The 15,234-nt window shown below is 44.2% G+C and carries 15 protein-coding genes; 2 read left to right on the plus strand and 13 right to left on the minus strand.

Annotated elements, in window-relative coordinates; translation table 11 throughout:
• The 13 genes from kdsB to IE104_RS07780 all read right to left on the minus strand — a co-directional run bounded on the left by kdsB (window position 1) and on the right by IE104_RS07780 (window position 12,625).
• Window positions 1-762 (minus strand): 3-deoxy-manno-octulosonate cytidylyltransferase, encoded by a 762-nt coding sequence (gene kdsB / locus IE104_RS07720; RefSeq protein WP_189417250.1) that lies wholly within the window; start codon window positions 760-762, stop codon window positions 1-3.
• 9 nt (window positions 763-771) lie between these two features.
• The gene (gene lpxK, locus IE104_RS07725) at window positions 772-1,770 is read right to left on the minus strand and encodes a tetraacyldisaccharide 4'-kinase (RefSeq protein WP_189417252.1); all 999 of its coding nucleotides are present in this window, start codon (window positions 1,768-1,770) and stop codon (window positions 772-774) included.
• Between the two features lie 121 nt (window positions 1,771-1,891).
• Window positions 1,892-2,326, minus strand: a complete 435-nt coding sequence (locus IE104_RS07730; protein WP_189417254.1) for an ExbD/TolR family protein — start codon at window positions 2,324-2,326, stop codon at window positions 1,892-1,894.
• 3 nt (window positions 2,327-2,329) lie between these two features.
• Window positions 2,330-2,956 (minus strand): MotA/TolQ/ExbB proton channel family protein, encoded by a 627-nt coding sequence (locus IE104_RS07735; protein WP_189417256.1) that lies wholly within the window; start codon window positions 2,954-2,956, stop codon window positions 2,330-2,332.
• Between the two features lie 156 nt (window positions 2,957-3,112).
• Entirely contained in the window at window positions 3,113-5,455 is a 2,343-nt protein-coding gene (locus IE104_RS07740) for a DNA internalization-related competence protein ComEC/Rec2 (RefSeq protein ID WP_229837711.1), read from the minus strand.
• Window positions 5,456-5,478: 23 nt separating this feature from the next.
• Window positions 5,479-6,111: a peptide-methionine (S)-S-oxide reductase MsrA gene (gene msrA / locus IE104_RS07745; RefSeq protein ID WP_189417259.1), complete on the minus strand. Its 633-nt coding sequence runs from the start codon at window positions 6,109-6,111 to the stop codon at window positions 5,479-5,481.
• A gap of 41 nt (window positions 6,112-6,152) precedes the next feature.
• A complete protein-coding gene (gene sohB, locus IE104_RS07750; RefSeq protein ID WP_189417261.1) occupies window positions 6,153-7,229 on the minus strand; it encodes a protease SohB in 1,077 nt (358 codons plus the stop codon).
• A 28-nt stretch (window positions 7,230-7,257) separates the two neighbouring features.
• A complete protein-coding gene (locus tag IE104_RS07755; RefSeq protein WP_189417263.1) occupies window positions 7,258-7,911 on the minus strand; it encodes a cation/multidrug efflux pump in 654 nt (217 codons plus the stop codon).
• Between the two features lie 12 nt (window positions 7,912-7,923).
• Window positions 7,924-8,709, minus strand: a complete 786-nt coding sequence (gene nudC, locus IE104_RS07760) for an NAD(+) diphosphatase (protein ID WP_189417265.1) — start codon at window positions 8,707-8,709, stop codon at window positions 7,924-7,926.
• A 20-nt stretch (window positions 8,710-8,729) separates the two neighbouring features.
• Window positions 8,730-10,436: a FimL-related protein gene (locus IE104_RS07765; RefSeq protein WP_189417267.1), complete on the minus strand. Its 1,707-nt coding sequence runs from the start codon at window positions 10,434-10,436 to the stop codon at window positions 8,730-8,732.
• A gap of 128 nt (window positions 10,437-10,564) precedes the next feature.
• Window positions 10,565-11,302, minus strand: coding sequence for a DNA polymerase III subunit epsilon (gene dnaQ, locus IE104_RS07770; RefSeq protein WP_189417269.1), 738 nt, complete (start codon window positions 11,300-11,302; stop codon window positions 10,565-10,567).
• 25 nt (window positions 11,303-11,327) lie between these two features.
• Window positions 11,328-11,762: a ribonuclease HI gene (rnhA, locus tag IE104_RS07775; RefSeq protein WP_189417271.1), complete on the minus strand. Its 435-nt coding sequence runs from the start codon at window positions 11,760-11,762 to the stop codon at window positions 11,328-11,330.
• 23 nt (window positions 11,763-11,785) lie between these two features.
• Window positions 11,786-12,625 (minus strand): class I SAM-dependent methyltransferase, encoded by an 840-nt coding sequence (locus IE104_RS07780; protein WP_189417273.1) that lies wholly within the window; start codon window positions 12,623-12,625, stop codon window positions 11,786-11,788.
• Window positions 12,626-12,754: 129 nt separating this feature from the next.
• Here IE104_RS07780 and gloB point away from each other — a divergent pair, with 129 nt between their 5' ends.
• Both gloB and IE104_RS07790 read left to right on the plus strand, forming a co-directional pair.
• Complete coding sequence (gene gloB, locus IE104_RS07785; protein WP_189417275.1) at window positions 12,755-13,537, plus strand: hydroxyacylglutathione hydrolase; 783 nt, start codon at window positions 12,755-12,757, stop codon at window positions 13,535-13,537.
• Window positions 13,538-13,670: 133 nt separating this feature from the next.
• Window positions 13,671-15,224: a lytic transglycosylase gene (locus tag IE104_RS07790; RefSeq protein ID WP_189417277.1), complete on the plus strand. Its 1,554-nt coding sequence runs from the start codon at window positions 13,671-13,673 to the stop codon at window positions 15,222-15,224.
• The last annotated feature ends 10 nt before the right edge of the window (window positions 15,225-15,234 follow it).

The following is a 15,234-nucleotide window of genomic DNA, read 5'->3' on the forward strand; positions in this document are numbered from 1 at the left end:
TTACTTCTCTAATAATTTCTTTATACGCTGCAAATCTTCTTCAGTATCCACACCACCTGGTACTGCAACAACAGCCTCGGCAATATGGATAACCTGGCCATTCCACATAACGCGCAATTGCTCAAGGGACTCAATTTTTTCAAGTGGCGCCGGAGACCAGGTAACAAATTTATGCAACAAACCTACGCGATAGGCGTATATACCTATGTGGCGCTGCGCAGGAAAATTGTCGGGTAGTGTGTCCACGTTTGCTTGAGCAAAATGGTCACGCGGCCATGGAATAGCTGCACGCGAGAAATACAAAGCACGCCCATTAACATCAGCAACTACTTTTACAATATTGGGGTTACGGAAATCTAGCAAACTATGTATGGGCTCACTTAACGTTGCCATACCGGCGTCTTTCATGCCGGCCAAGTTTTCTGCGACCTGGTTAATTACCTGTGCGGGAATTAAAGGTTCGTCGCCCTGCACATTTACAACAATTTCATCATCCGCCAAGCCCAAGCTTGCAACAACTTCCTGCAAGCGATCAGTTCCCGATGTGTGTTCTGCAGAAGTCATACAGACTTGCGCACCAAAAGATTTGGCCGCGCTTTCAATGCGCGCGTCATCTGTAGCGACAATTACTTGATGAGCCTTACTTTCACACGCACGTTCATAAACATGCTGGATCATTGGCTTACCTGCAATTTCTTTTAGAGGCTTTGCGGGTAAACGAGTAGACGCATAGCGCGCGGGAATTACAACAGTAAATTTCATAGATGCACCTTACAAGGAATCCAATTTATGCTGGAAGGCCTGCCAAAAATATTCATTCAATTGCGCGCCCACTACCAATGAATACCATTCCGATTTAGCAAATGCCTGGCATTTCACAGCATCTTTTTCAGTCATTACAATAGTATCCGCGCGGTAATCCGCAAAATCATCAGCAGAAAATTTGTGATGATCGGGAAAACAATGTGCGTAATAATTTAACGAAAGCCCATCAAGAGTTTTAAAAAATCGTTCTGGGTTACCTATACCGGCAACTGCATGAATGGGCGATTTAAAATCAATTTCGGTGAGAGAGCATTCTTGCCAAGACGCAACTTTGCGCCATGCAAGCGGTTGTACTTTCATACAATGAAGATGATGGTAACCTGATAAAAACTCTTTGCTCACCGGATTATTAATCACAATAAAATCAACTGACTTTAGCCGCGATACCGGCTCCCGTAAGGGCCCCACAGGTAAAAGTTGTTGGTTTCCAAAAAGACGCTGACCATCAACAACTGCAACCTCTAGCGCTCTGCCCAAGGCATAATGTTGCATACCATCGTCACTGAGAATGATTGTGCATCCCTGTTCTTCCAATTTTTTCGCCGCAGCAACCCTATCAGGTGCAACACAGACAAAACATTGGGTTGTGCGTTGAATAAGCAAGGGTTCATCACCAGCTTCGGACGCAAGGGATTTTTCATTTAACAAATAGGGATAGTTAGGAGCTGTGCCACCATAGCCACGACTGACCACACCAGGTTTGTGACCATGATTTTGTAAATATTTGACCAGTTCAATAATGAGTGGGGTTTTTCCTGTACCACCTACGGAAATATTGCCCACAATGATGACAGGGATTGATATTTTTTTTTGCAGGAAATGAACAAGAATAAATTTTCGCAGCGCACTAATTAACGCGAATAACCAACTTAAAGGCAGAAGCAAATAAATCCAGGCGGAATTACCGTACCATGCTTTTAACCAGAAATTGTGAGATTTTTTCACGCGATACTCAGCAATATTAAGGACTAAAGGTTATTGTTTACATTACTGGAATGTTATCAGCCAGCACGACAAAGCAATGAATGGCTTTCCACTCAAACGAATATGTCTCGCGATGAGTGATTTACTTTTTCTTCACTTCAACCGCTTCAGGTTGACGAGAGGTAATACTTAGCCGAGTGAAACCTAACTGACCTGCAACATCCATTGCGGTAACTACAAATTGATGCGGAGTTTTTGCATCGGCTGTCAACAACAATGGTAAATCGGTTTTACCTTCAGACGTTTTTAAAATCGCCGCCCTGAGGGTATCCGCTTCGTTATTCACCAAACTTTGGCCATTGATGGAAAAACTACCTTGCTCGCCAATTACAATTTCAATTTGTTGCTTAGAATCAGTTGAGGGTTCGCCTTTTGCTTCAGGTAGCTCAACGCCTAAATGAGTTTCTTTGGTGAAAGTGCTCGACAACATAAAAAATATTAATAGAAAAAACATCACATCAATCAGTGATATTAAATTCATAGGTTCCAGTTCGCGAGACTGACGACGGAATTTCATAAATTACACCAGCTTCACATCAACACTGCGGTCAGTATGTAGTGCATCCACCAACTTGATTGATTCTTCTTCCATTATCACGACGAGGCTATCAACGCGGCGCAAAAAATAACGGTGCAAAATAGTTGCAGGAATCGCCACAATTAAACCAGCTGCAGTTGCGATCAAGGCGACTGCAATGCCACCGGCTAACACACCAGCATTGCCAGAACCTTTCAACATAATTGCGTTAAAGGTTTCAATCATACCAAAGACGCTGCCCAACAAACCCAACAGAGGCGCCACATTCGCAATGGTACCTAAAGCACCTATGTAGCGCTCGAGATCATGAATTACTTGATTAGCGGCTTCTTGAATAGAATCCTTCATTACATCGCGGCCGTGACGAGAATTACTTAAACCAGCAGCAAGAATTTTTCCCAAGGGAGAGGATTGTTTTAATTCACGTAATTTAGCCGCATCAACCTGATTACTTTTAATCCAGCTCCACACTTGTGCGAGCAATGTACGGGGGGCGACTTTATTAGGATTGAGTGTCCAATAGCGCTCAATACTGATACCGATAACGGCTATCGAACAGAGGATGATTGGAATCATCATTACACCACCGGACAAGATGATTTCGAACACCGGAAACTCCTCACTATCAAACTTATTATTGGATACTTTTTGGCCACACTAAAAGCCATTTATGTTGCGGCGTACCTTACCACAAGACGTGTAGAAAACCATGCTAGACGTCAACTTTTCTAGACTTGGATACGAATACTTACAGGCAGAGTAGGCTTACTCGTTTACATCAAACCAGTAACGTCTTGCAGACTGGCGGTATTGAATTATCTTGAGAGAATCATCTTGCCATGTGAATTCCAGCGCACCACTAAGCGCAGTATTAAGCGGCATAGCTCCCACTGAATCATAGCGGGCTTTTATATCTGCGTGGGGATGTCCATGTTGATTGTGAAAGCCAGCGCTGTAGACAACTGTTTGCGGACGAACCCGGGCTACAAATTCAGCGGTCGATGATGTATGGCTACCGTGATGGGGTGCCAATAAAATATCTACCGGGGCTAGACTTTCCTGAGCCACCAGGTTTCGTTCTACCTCCTTTTCAATGTCGCCCGCCAGCAAAATTCTGTGTCCATTAAATTCAACCATTAACACGCAAGAATGATTGTTGGCTTTAGCATTTGGCTGAATGGGCCATGACACAAACTGAAAATTAATTTGATCCCACTGCCACGGCTTTTGGATGTGACAATTTTCTGCACCCGGACCAAGCTCATTGCGCTGCAACTTTTCGGGCTCCCCCAACCATAATTTTTTTACCTGAGTTGCAGCCAATACCCCATCCAAGCCACCTATATGATCTTGATCGTTATGGCTAACTACCAAAACATCTAAAGATTCGATTCCCTGGCTTTGTAAGTAAGGAACTATAATTCCGCTGCCTGCATCAAAATTTTCTGTATAGAGTGGTCCTGTGTCATACAGCAATTGATGATTGGGTGTGCGAACCAAGACAGCGGTTCCCTGCCCCACATCAAACACCAGCATTTGTAATTCGGGAAGAGATTTAAGCGGTACTAGCAATGACAAGATTAATCCTGCAGCACCAATATATTTATTACCTATACCGCGCGGCAACAATATTAAAAAAACACTGAGTACGGCGACGCCAATCGCGCAGGGATTAAAATTAATTAAGGGATTTAACTTGCCTGTTCCCGCAATCAATAAATAATTAAGCCATTTATGTACAAGATGCATTCCCCACTCAGCACAATGTAGAAAAAAATCTTCCAGCCCTGGAAAAGAAAAATGGCAAAGCGCAGAGATAATTAAACAAGGCACCACAAAAAAAGTAACCAAGGGGATGGCCACGAAATTTGCCGGCGGTGCAAGTAACGATGATGTATGAATTAGAATTGCCAAAGGAATAAGGAGGCCAATGAACATTACCCATTGCGATTTTACAAACACAATTAAGTAATTCCTGGTGCTATTCATAAGCCCCAGACGCCGGGTAATTTGAATTCGTCCAGAGAAACAAAAAATTAACATGCCCACTGCGCAAAACGAAAGCCAAAATCCAATGTCGTAAGCCGCCAAGGGGTCGTATAGCAGGACTAAAACTAACGCAATTAACAGGCTATCACGCGCACGAAAGCTACGCCGCCACAAAAGCATCAGCTGCACCACAACCAGCATTATCAGGGTTCGAATTGTCGGGATATTGAAACCCGCAATAAGGCTATAGAAAAATGTAAACAATACGGAGAAAATATAACCACTCACTACCGAAGGATATTTATGCCAAAATATCTGTACGCAGCGCCCGATTAAATTTCCGATAAAAAAACCGACAATTGCAAAAAAGCCGAGATGCAAACCAGAAATAGCAATCAGGTGATTGGTTCCCGTTTTAATCATTTCGCCCCAGCGTTCCCTATCCACTAAAGACGTATCACCTACTAACAAGGCAACCAGAATTCCCTTTTCAGTACTTTGGCTTTTATTGATAAGCCATTGTTGTAGCTCGAAACGAAGTACATCGATGGAAAATTTCGGCTGCGGCTTCAATAATAGATTTTCATCCTGGCGAATATAACCGGTCGCACCCACGCCGCGGCGTAAAAGTGAAGCCTGATAATCAAAGCCACCGGGATTTACAAAACCGCGCGGTCGTTTTAACTTCACTGTTAATCGCCATTCTTCGCCGGTTTTAACTCTTAGATCTGAATAGCTGCTGATATTCAGCTTATCTGGAAAGTGTTCAAAGGACGCACTGTGATCATAAGCGGAGTAGGCTTGCTTTACCGCGAATGAAAAAAGCTGTCGACGATTATTTTCTTGCGGTAAGCCAGTGACCCGGCCCTCTATAACCAAATCCCGTTCCACTAAATCAGGTAGGATCTGATTTTCAAGTAAGCGGCTCCCCGCCCAAGTTCCGTAACAAAAACCCAGCAATAGGAATAGCAAGCAGAGGACAAAAGGAAATTTTTTATGTAGAAAGAATGTGCAAAAAAACGCACCTGATAAAAGCGCAAGCAAAAAAGATAATGAAGGTAATTCCGGCAGGCATCCTACAAAAATAATACCGGAGCAAAAGAAGAGTAAAATTGCCATAACATCCTTGTCTGCAAACTAATTTAATTCAAACAAACGCCCGTTCCGCCTAATCCACAGTATCCATTGGGATTTTTGGCGAGATATTGTTGATGATAGGGCTCCGCATAATAAAATTCTTTAAGCGGTAAAATTTCTGTAGTGATCTCACCCAACCCGGCACTTACCAGTGCTTTTTGAAATTCAACTTGCGTTGCTTTAGCAAGCTCAAGCTGTTGTTCGTCAAAAGTGTAAATGCCTGACCTATATTGGGTGCCGCGATCATTACCTTGACGCATTCCCTGTGTGGGATTGTGGGATTCCCAAAACACTTTGAACAATTTGTTCAAGGATATTTTCGCTGGATCGAACACTACTAACACAACTTCATTGTGACCCGTTAAACCGGAACATACTTCTTCATAAGTCGGATTTGGTGTGTAGCCAGCGGCATAACCTACAGCAGTTGTATACACGCCTTCTTGTTGCCAAAAACGACGCTCTGCACCCCAAAAGCAACCCAGGCCAAAAACAATTTTTTCGAGTCCACTTGGGAAAGGTTCTTGCAAAGAATTTCCCAACACCATATGAGCATGAGTTACAGGCATTTTTTCTGTACGCCCAGGTAAGGCCTGCTCAGGGGTCGGTAATGCTAACTTCTGCTGCGCGTAAAACATAACTTGTCTCCGGCTTTATTGAACAGGCTTAGCTAACAGACTTAAAACCAACGGTTCAATTGAGCTTTTTCCCAAACACTGAACAATGCACGCTCTACCGCTGTTTGGGCAGCAAAACCAAACTTTTCCGTAAGGGATTTTTTCACGGTATATTCAACTTCAAAAATATCTGCCGTCTCAACTTGGTTCAGCAAGTATTCATCGCTGGTTTGCAGCAAATCGATCAAGTTGACGTCTTTAGCGCGGCGACCAAACCAAACTTCACCGGTAGCAACAGTTGCTATATCTACTTGAGGACGATGCTCACTCACGAAGTCTTTAAATAGCACGTGCGTATCTTCAATATCTTCTACAAATTTTTCGCGACCTTTTTCAGTATTCTCGCCAAACATAGTTACAGTTCGTTTGAATTCACCGGCAGTAAACATTTCGTAGTCAATATCATTTTTCTTGAGCAGGCGATGAAAATTCGGCAATTGTGCTACCACGCCGATGGAACCCAATATAGCGAATGGTGCGGCTACAATTTTGTTGGCGACACAAGCCATCATGTATCCACCCGATGCCGCTACTTTATCGACACATACAGTAAGCGGAATTTCTTTATTAGTGATACGTGCCAACTGGCTGGAAGCCAAGCCGTAACTGTGGACCATGCCACCACCACTTTCGACTTTAACCACCACCTCATCTTTCGGCGTTGCCAAAGTTAACACCGCACTTATGGCTTCGCGCAGGCTATCATTTGCTGATGCTTTAATGTCACCGTGAAAATCCAACACAAACACACGTTTTTTGTGTTCTGCATCTGCCTCTTGCGTAGGATTTTTTTTACTTTTTTCCTTAGCCGCTTTTTTGTGCTCCGCCTTTTCGAGCTTCAAACGTTTCTTTTCGTCTTTTTCAAGCTGTTTAATTTGATCTTCATCCAACACCGCATGTTGCAAGGCTTCGCGCATAGCTTTGAATTTTTCATTCAATTTGCTGATTTGAATATGCCCTTTCTCGGATTTTTTCGCGCGCGAACTGGCTGACACTATTAAACTAATAATCACAAATACCGCGACCACGAAGGTCAAGGTTTTAGCAAGAAACAAACCGTATTCTGTTAAAAATTCCAACGTACAACTCCAATCAAAAATTAAAAAACTATTTCCACTCTGCCATAGCTTTGCTCGCCACATCATTCAAGGGACGAACATTTAAACCAGTAGTGGTTAAACTGATTTCATAAAGCGCGCCATTCTTCATAGGCAAATAACGCGCAGTGCCGTAATGTGCATCGATTACTGAAAACCATTGCGGATGCTCATTAATAAAGTGCCATAAATCTAACTGCAAAGGACTTTTCACCAAAGAAAAACTCGAACGTTTTTCTGTAGTTTCTTTATGAATATCGTAATAGCGGCCGCTCAGGCGATCCAGGCGGAATGCCGGCTTAATATCAAAGCCCGAAAAGTAACCTTGCCATTTAATGATACGTGCATCCAACTGCCATTGATCACCATACAAACTAAATCGTTGTTGGTTGCCATTGGCATCCACCACCAAGGCATCAAAAAATTGATCTTCAATGGTTTCAAAATTGATAGTTGCAACAGGTTGCCCCACCAAGATTTGCTTGTAGCTATAAATATCGTAGGCAATCAAGGCGACAGCTACGCCAAGGGTAAGCAGGCTGAGACCAAACATACCTTTCAACCAGCCCACAAACCAGCTGCTGAGCCAAAGTATTTTTATCGCGCGAAAAGCGATATATGCAGCGACCAAAACAACGACTAGCGCAACCAAGGTATATAACATAGGAATCCTTATCTAATCTTTTGAGTCATTATTTGTACGAATAGATTGTCTTTCTTTCACAAATGCATCGATCAAACGGCCAGAAATAGTTGAAGGGGGCGGAATTTTTGGCAGTTGATCATAGCGGTACCAATAAGCAGCTACGATTTCTTGTTCATCTACGACTATGTCACCGCCCTCATAATCTGCGAAATATCCCAACATCAATTGCCCGGGAAATGGCCAGGGTTGGCTCGCCACATAACGAATATTGCTAACCCTAAGGCCCACTTCTTCCTTCACTTCTCGTTCAAGCGTTTGTTCGGGACTTTCTCCTACCTCGATAAAACCAGCAAGGCAGCTATATTTTTCTTCTTTGGAACGTACATGCCAAGCTAACAAGCATTCATCACCGCGCGTAACCAAGGTAATAATGCAAGGCGATAAACGGGGGTAAAAATCTATTTTGCAAGTTACACAGGTTTTTGCAAAATCTTGCGAATGTTGTTCTGTGGATTTACCGCACCTTCCGCAAAACTGGTGATCATAATGCCACCGCAAAACCTGTAAAGCTCGACCGGCCGTTTGAAATTCGTCTTCAGATAAATACTCCAGTAAATTGCGCAAACTCAACCACTGAAATCCCGGTAGATCGACCAGATTTATATCGATTACAAAAACGTTTTCGCCCAAGCTACTTTTTAAATCGTGTTTTACCAAGGGTTCCAAGTTTAAGCGAGCTATTTCAAACTGACTTAAAAGCGCAATCGAACCACTGTCAGAACATAAAAATTTTTCGTCCGCAACGACATAATGCACACACTTTTCCTGCACCGAAATTACACCTTATAACCCAAAGCTTCCAAGCTTTCTTCAGCAATACGCAATACTTCGGTATCTGCTTTTTTGTCGACTTTTAAACTATCTAAATAATATTCGAGGCTAATAATGGCGTCTGCAAAGGTATCCATCATATGTTGGATAGCGGCTTGCTGTTCGTCTTCCATCAGGGATTCGTCAATAAATTTCATGCAACCCGCGATAACTTTAGCGGCGCGCGGTAGCCCCAATACAAACATACCACCGCGAACACTATCCAAAGTTGCTGAAATATTAGCGATATGGGCTTTATCGTAATTGGATTCAGAGAAAGCACTTAATGCGCGCTTAACCATCGCCAAGCCAGATTCAACTTCGTCGATGACTAATTTTTCAGCTTCAGCAATTTGATTGTTCGCCATTACGTCATCGCGGGACAGCGCATTAATTTGTGCGAGCTTTTCATCGGACAAATTAGTTTTACCTAAACCAGCGATAGTACTTTCCACATAAAGCAATGTATCTGCAACACCTAATAAATCACTAGAGTTAACTGCTTCGCCTGTGGATTGCCAGCGTTGGATTTTTTCAATCTCTTGTTTAAGACTATTGCTCGGGGAAACCAATCCAACAATCGCTAAAATGTCAGCAATCTTTTTCAATGTATCTAATAATTCGGGAGACTCAGACAATAATTCCGCACCGCTTTGCGCCGCGCGCTCTAAAATATTTTTAGTGCTATGTAACTCATCAGTAAGTACAGCAGCCATGGAATTAATGGTGTTTACGCTAGGCCCTTTTAAGAATTCCATTTCGCGTGCAAGCTCTGCATCGCTATAGGTTAAGGGTGGTAAGCCGTAAGCAGAGACAACAGCTTTAGTTTTTTCAGTTGTTGATTTTGATAAAGTCAACAAATACAGCAATTCTTTAATTAAAGCGGTATCGGGCTCGCGGTTAATAACTGCATTACCCTCGAATTGCAGACGTTTGATTTCACGATCCAAACTGCTTAATAACATTTTGCGACTTTTTGTAATACGCAAATTCTCTTCGCAAACTGCGCTTAATGTCGCGTTAGCAAGCCACCATAAATTGCCCAAGGGGCTGATACCACAAACAGATTCCAAACGCTCAAGCGCGCGACACATAATTCCAAATGAGGGTTTAATTTGCGAGCCCTGCAAAACTTTTAACAAACCTGCTTGATACATATGACGCAAACGCCGCACTAATACCGGCAGATTTTCTTGCGTTGGTGCAGATTGACTTGTCGCTGTACGAGTAACTTTTAAGGGTTCAAACGCGAAATAATAACTTTCAGGCAGCAAGGGCGCACGGCGTGCCTGGCGCAATTCGTTAATATGAGGAATTAGCAACAAAGCCATACTACGTGATGTTTGCAAACAAAATTCCAAGTAGCGCGGCAGCATGAAAAACGCTGAGGTCAACAAATCCAAACGCTTGTCGGTTGTAGGATCGTCGCCGAGAGTAATGTCGTTAATATGCTCCAGTAGCTCGTCAGCTAAGAGATCCACACCTTTTAGCTGAATCAAACTCAAGGTGCCGCGAATTTGCCTGACACCCTCAATGCAATTTTGAAGTAATTCGCCGTTGGTTCTATCACTTGCAAACTGCTCAAGACGCAGGGCTGACTGCTCAATCGTTGCCAGCAACTCATCATGTACCATTTTTAACGAGGCAATATTAAAAGCTTCATTGACACTCATGCATTGAATCCTAGTTTTAATGTTATTTTTGACTCTATCTCACTTGTGGAGATTTTGCCTGATATTTATGGGTTGTAATGGAAGAATGCTAATGGTTTCTCAAATACCCGTCTATACGTGGAGTGATCCTAGACTTGAGCCTCAGCAACAACCTCTTTCAACCAAATGCAGTTGCCCGCGCTACTTTTGTTGATGCTTGCCAGTTTATCTTGATGAGCATCCAATTCCGACTCCTTGGCTACAAGCACTGGTAGCGGCCTGCGAGTGGAAGGCAGGCGCCTGATTTCATTTCCGGAGCTGCTGGAATCTTTGTTGTTCGATTGATTACCGCCGAGCGATAAGGCGGTTTGGCCACCCGTCATTAGCAAATAAACATCAGCCAAAATCTCGGCGTCGAGCAAAGCGCCATGGAGATCGCGCTGGGAGTTGTCTACGCCGTAGCGTTTACAGAGCGCATCCAGATTGTTCTTTTGGCCGGGGTGTTTAGCACGCGCAAGCAAAAGGCTGTCGATAACAGACCTATTGGTTTCAATAGTCGCTGGACGGGGAATCAGGCGCGCAAATTCGGCATTAATAAAGCCAATATCAAACGCCGCGTTGTGAATGATCAAATCGGCCTCGCCCACGAATGCCAGGAATTCATCGGCTATCTGCGCAAATTTTGGCTTATCGGCCAGCATTTCATTGCTAATGCCATGCACCTGGAACGCGCCTGCATCGACTTCGCGCTCAGGGTTGATGTATTGATGGTAGTGGCGACCAGTCAGGCGACGGTTAAAGAGTTCGACGCAACCTATTTCAATAATGCGGTGACCTTGTGATGTTTCAAGACCAGTGGTTTCGGTATCCAGAACGATTTGACGCATGTATTTCTCGTTTTTATAAAATGATTTAGCTTAATTCTTCGATGCCACGGTTGGCGAGGCTATCTGCAATTTCGTTTTCGCGATGCCCTGTGTGCCCCCGCACCCAACGCCACTCTACTTCATGCCGCTGGGTTTGTTCATCCAAACGCTGCCATAGATCGGCATTTTTAACCGGTTGTTTGGCAGCCGTTTTCCAACCGTTGCGCTTCCAACCGGCGATCCACTCAGTCACACCTTTCAAAACGTATTGCGAATCGGTGGTTAACAATACCGCACATGGTTCTTTTAAGGCACTCAAGCCCTCAATAGCAGCCATCAGCTCCATGCGATTATTGGTTGTTTCTGCTTCGCCGCCGTAGAGGGACTTTTCAACTCCACCATAGCGCAGTAGCGCCCCCCAACCGCCTGGGCCGGGGTTACCTTTGCAGGCTCCATCTGTAAATAATTCTATTTTTTTCAATCAGCTATCTCATTTATATACAGTTACTTCTTAACATTATATTGTGCTTGTGGTTGTTTTCCGCGGGTTGCTCTGCCGAGAATCTTTGTCACACCCCAACCACGCAAACCGGCGTAACCCTGCCATTGGGGCTTAAGCGGGGTCACGGCCAAACTGTCTTTTCGGGCGACTATTAAATAGAAGCCACCACCAGGAAGACCCAGCCTTTTACCCCAGCGCTCCATCCATTGCAAATATTTGGTGATTCCAGGTTTATGACAAGGGGGGCAGTAAAAACTTTGCTTTACGACTATGGGCTCGAAATCCAGTATCGCCAGCCAATCTAAAACCCTGCCCAACCGTAAGGATTGATGACGCCACTGCGGCGCATGGCTAAAAAAACGTACCAACCAGCGCCACGCACCAAACAAACTCCATGGATTGAACCCGATTACGACCAGATGGCCCTGCGAAATTAATGCGCTGGCAGCTTCGCGCAAAACCTGATGGGGTTTCTGGCTGTAGTCCAACACATGGTGCAAAAGTACAAGATCAATCGAATTGGCAGGCAAAGGTAAATGCGTAAAATCCGCCACGCCAGTCACAATTGGCTGTTCTGAGGCTTGCGGGTAAAGTGCAAAACGGTGAGATATACGGCTAGCCTGGGTTAAATCCAGATGCTGGGCGACGCTGAGCTGGAGCAAATGATAGCCGAACAAATCACGCAACTCGTTATCGATACAAGCCTGTTCGTTATCGACGAGTAACTGCCCGAGCGGTGATGCAAACCATTCGCTCAAGGGCCGCAAGGCGCTGCGCAAGGGCAATACACCAAAGCGTTTGCGCCACTGGCGACGAACCCCTGTTATAAACCTGTTTGGCATACAGCTACTCGCAAATCACATCTAACAAAATTTATCCCAACTTATATCGGCTTTTATCCCGGTGTGGCAACCAAGGGCTGATATTATGGACTAATACAGCACATTCCATTTTTGCATCATTGGGGCATTATGCTTCACATTCACACAATTCCGGCTTTCACGGATAATTATTTTTGGTTACTCCAGCCTGACATAGGCTCGCCGGATACCTATATCGTCGATCCGGGAGCTGCACAGCCAGTTTACGATTACCTGACCAAGCATAAATTGACCTTGCAAGGCATACTCTTAACGCATCATCATCACGACCATATCGACGGCGCTGCTGAGCTTGCCGAGAGCTTCAAAATACTCATTTATGGGCCTGATTCAAAACGCATTCCACAGGTTACACAGCATTTATACGAAGGCAACAGACTTCAACTGGGCAATATCTCGGCCGAGATAATGGAGATACCAGGCCACACTCTTGATCATATCGCCTACTTAATAAACACCCCAGACAGTTCACCTCTACTTTTCAGTGGCGATACTTTGTTTGCGGTGGGTTGCGGACGCTTGTTTGACGGAACAGCACCACTGCTTCACCAAGCGCTTCAGAGAATCGCTGCCCTGCCAGACGATACGCTCGTATTCTGTGGCCACGAATACACACTTGCCAATATCCGTTTTGCACTGACTATTGAGCCAGACAACACTGACCTCAAGTCCAGACAAGAAATTGAAATCCAAAAACGCGAACGTGGAGTCCCGACCCTGCCGACGCTATTGGACTTGGAACGACGAACCAATCCGTTTTTGCGTTGTCACTTAAATTCGGTTCGCACCTCCGTTGAACGGCTTAGCAACCAGACTTTGACGACAGATGCCGAAATTTTCGCCAGTTTGAGACTTCTTAAAGATCGCTTCTGAGAACTCGAACAGCTAGTCGGGTTGACCCATTCTGGCGCAATCCCTAGACTTGGCGTTTCGCAATGCTTTGTCAGATCAACTTTCGCACAATCAAGGAGGGGCGCAAGTAATCACCAATAAGAAACGTGACTCTATGAATTTCATAAATCGCCCGTTATTAACGATGGTATCTGTGACCGCCTTGATGGTTGGTTGTGACAGCTTGCATTTGAAACCCACTCCCAAATCAACCGCAAATCCCACCGCCGAAGCAGCGCAACACCCAATTACCGTTACAACGACAACTCCTGAAGAGCGCACTTATGAAACTGTTTGGGAGCGTATACGCGCCGGCTATAGCCTACCCCAAACATCTAATAATGCTGTTGATTCGCAAATTCGTTTTTACACCAGCAATAAAGCCTACTTCTACAAAATTACCCAACAAAGCGAACCATTCCTGCATTACGTTGCGAGTGAAATGCAAGCGAATGGAATGCCAATGGAGCTGGCGTTACTACCTTTTATTGAAAGCTCTTACAATCCAACGGCCATGTCACCCAACAATGCGGGCATGTGGCAATTTGGAGCAGCCACGGGGCGCAACTTTGGGCTCAAACAAAACAATTGGTACGATGGCCGCAAAGATGTTGTTGCCTCCACTGATGCAGCCATACGTTTACTAAAAAAACTTTACGCAAAATTTGATAACGACTGGCTGCTCGCTGTCGCTGCTTACAATGCAGGCGATGGTGCAATCCAGCAAGCCGTTGATAAAAATCGCCGCGCGGGTAAACCAACTGATTTTTGGTCGCTGCCGCTCAATAAAACCACCCAAGGTTATATCCCACAATTATTGGCGCTCTCAAGAATTGTGGCTGATCCAAATGTTTACGACTTTAAACTCTACCCAATTGCCGATGTGCCCTACTTCGTAAAAATAAATGTGGATTCGCAAATTAACCTTGCGGACGCTGCGCAAAATAGTTCACTCGACGTATCACTTTTAAAAAAATTAAATTCTGGCTACAAGGGTTGGTTAACAGATCCCACAGAGCCTCGCCATGTATTAGTGCCAGTAGATGCTGCAGCAACATTTAAATTACAGCTGGATGCATTACCCAAAGTAGCAAGTACAAAATGGCAGGAACATGTGGTGAAGAAAGGCGATAATTTGGATAGCATCGCAAAAAGATACGGCGCTAATAGCGCTCAAATTAAATCAGTAAATAATATTAAGGGTAATAATGTAGCTGTTGGCCAGCACTTACAAATTCCTTTATCCCCCACATCATCCTCTGCCGACAATAATTCCGCATTGGTAATTGCAGAACAAACGCCACCTAAGCAAATAGAAAGAACCGGTTACTATGTCGTAAAATCAGGCGAAAATTTATGGTCCATTGCAAAAGCACAAAATCTTTCGGTGGACAGGCTCGCCCAATTAAATAATTTAACCAGTAAAACTACTTTAAAACCTGGTCAAAAATTAGTTGTTATCGATCAATCTATTGCCAAAAATTCCGCCGATTCATCCAGGGATTCACGCAAACTTAACTACACCATAAAATCCGGCGACACCCTCGGAAAGATTGCTGCAAAGTATGACGTTAGCGTCAAACAAATTATGCAGTGGAATAAAATCAAAGACGAAACCAGTATTCGCCCAAATCAGGAATTGATTGTGCTGGTGGACGCAAAGAATTAAATAAAGGGTT

Source organism: Cellvibrio zantedeschiae, from assembly GCF_014652535.1.
GTDB classification, from domain to species: Bacteria; Pseudomonadota; Gammaproteobacteria; order Pseudomonadales; family Cellvibrionaceae; genus Cellvibrio; species Cellvibrio zantedeschiae.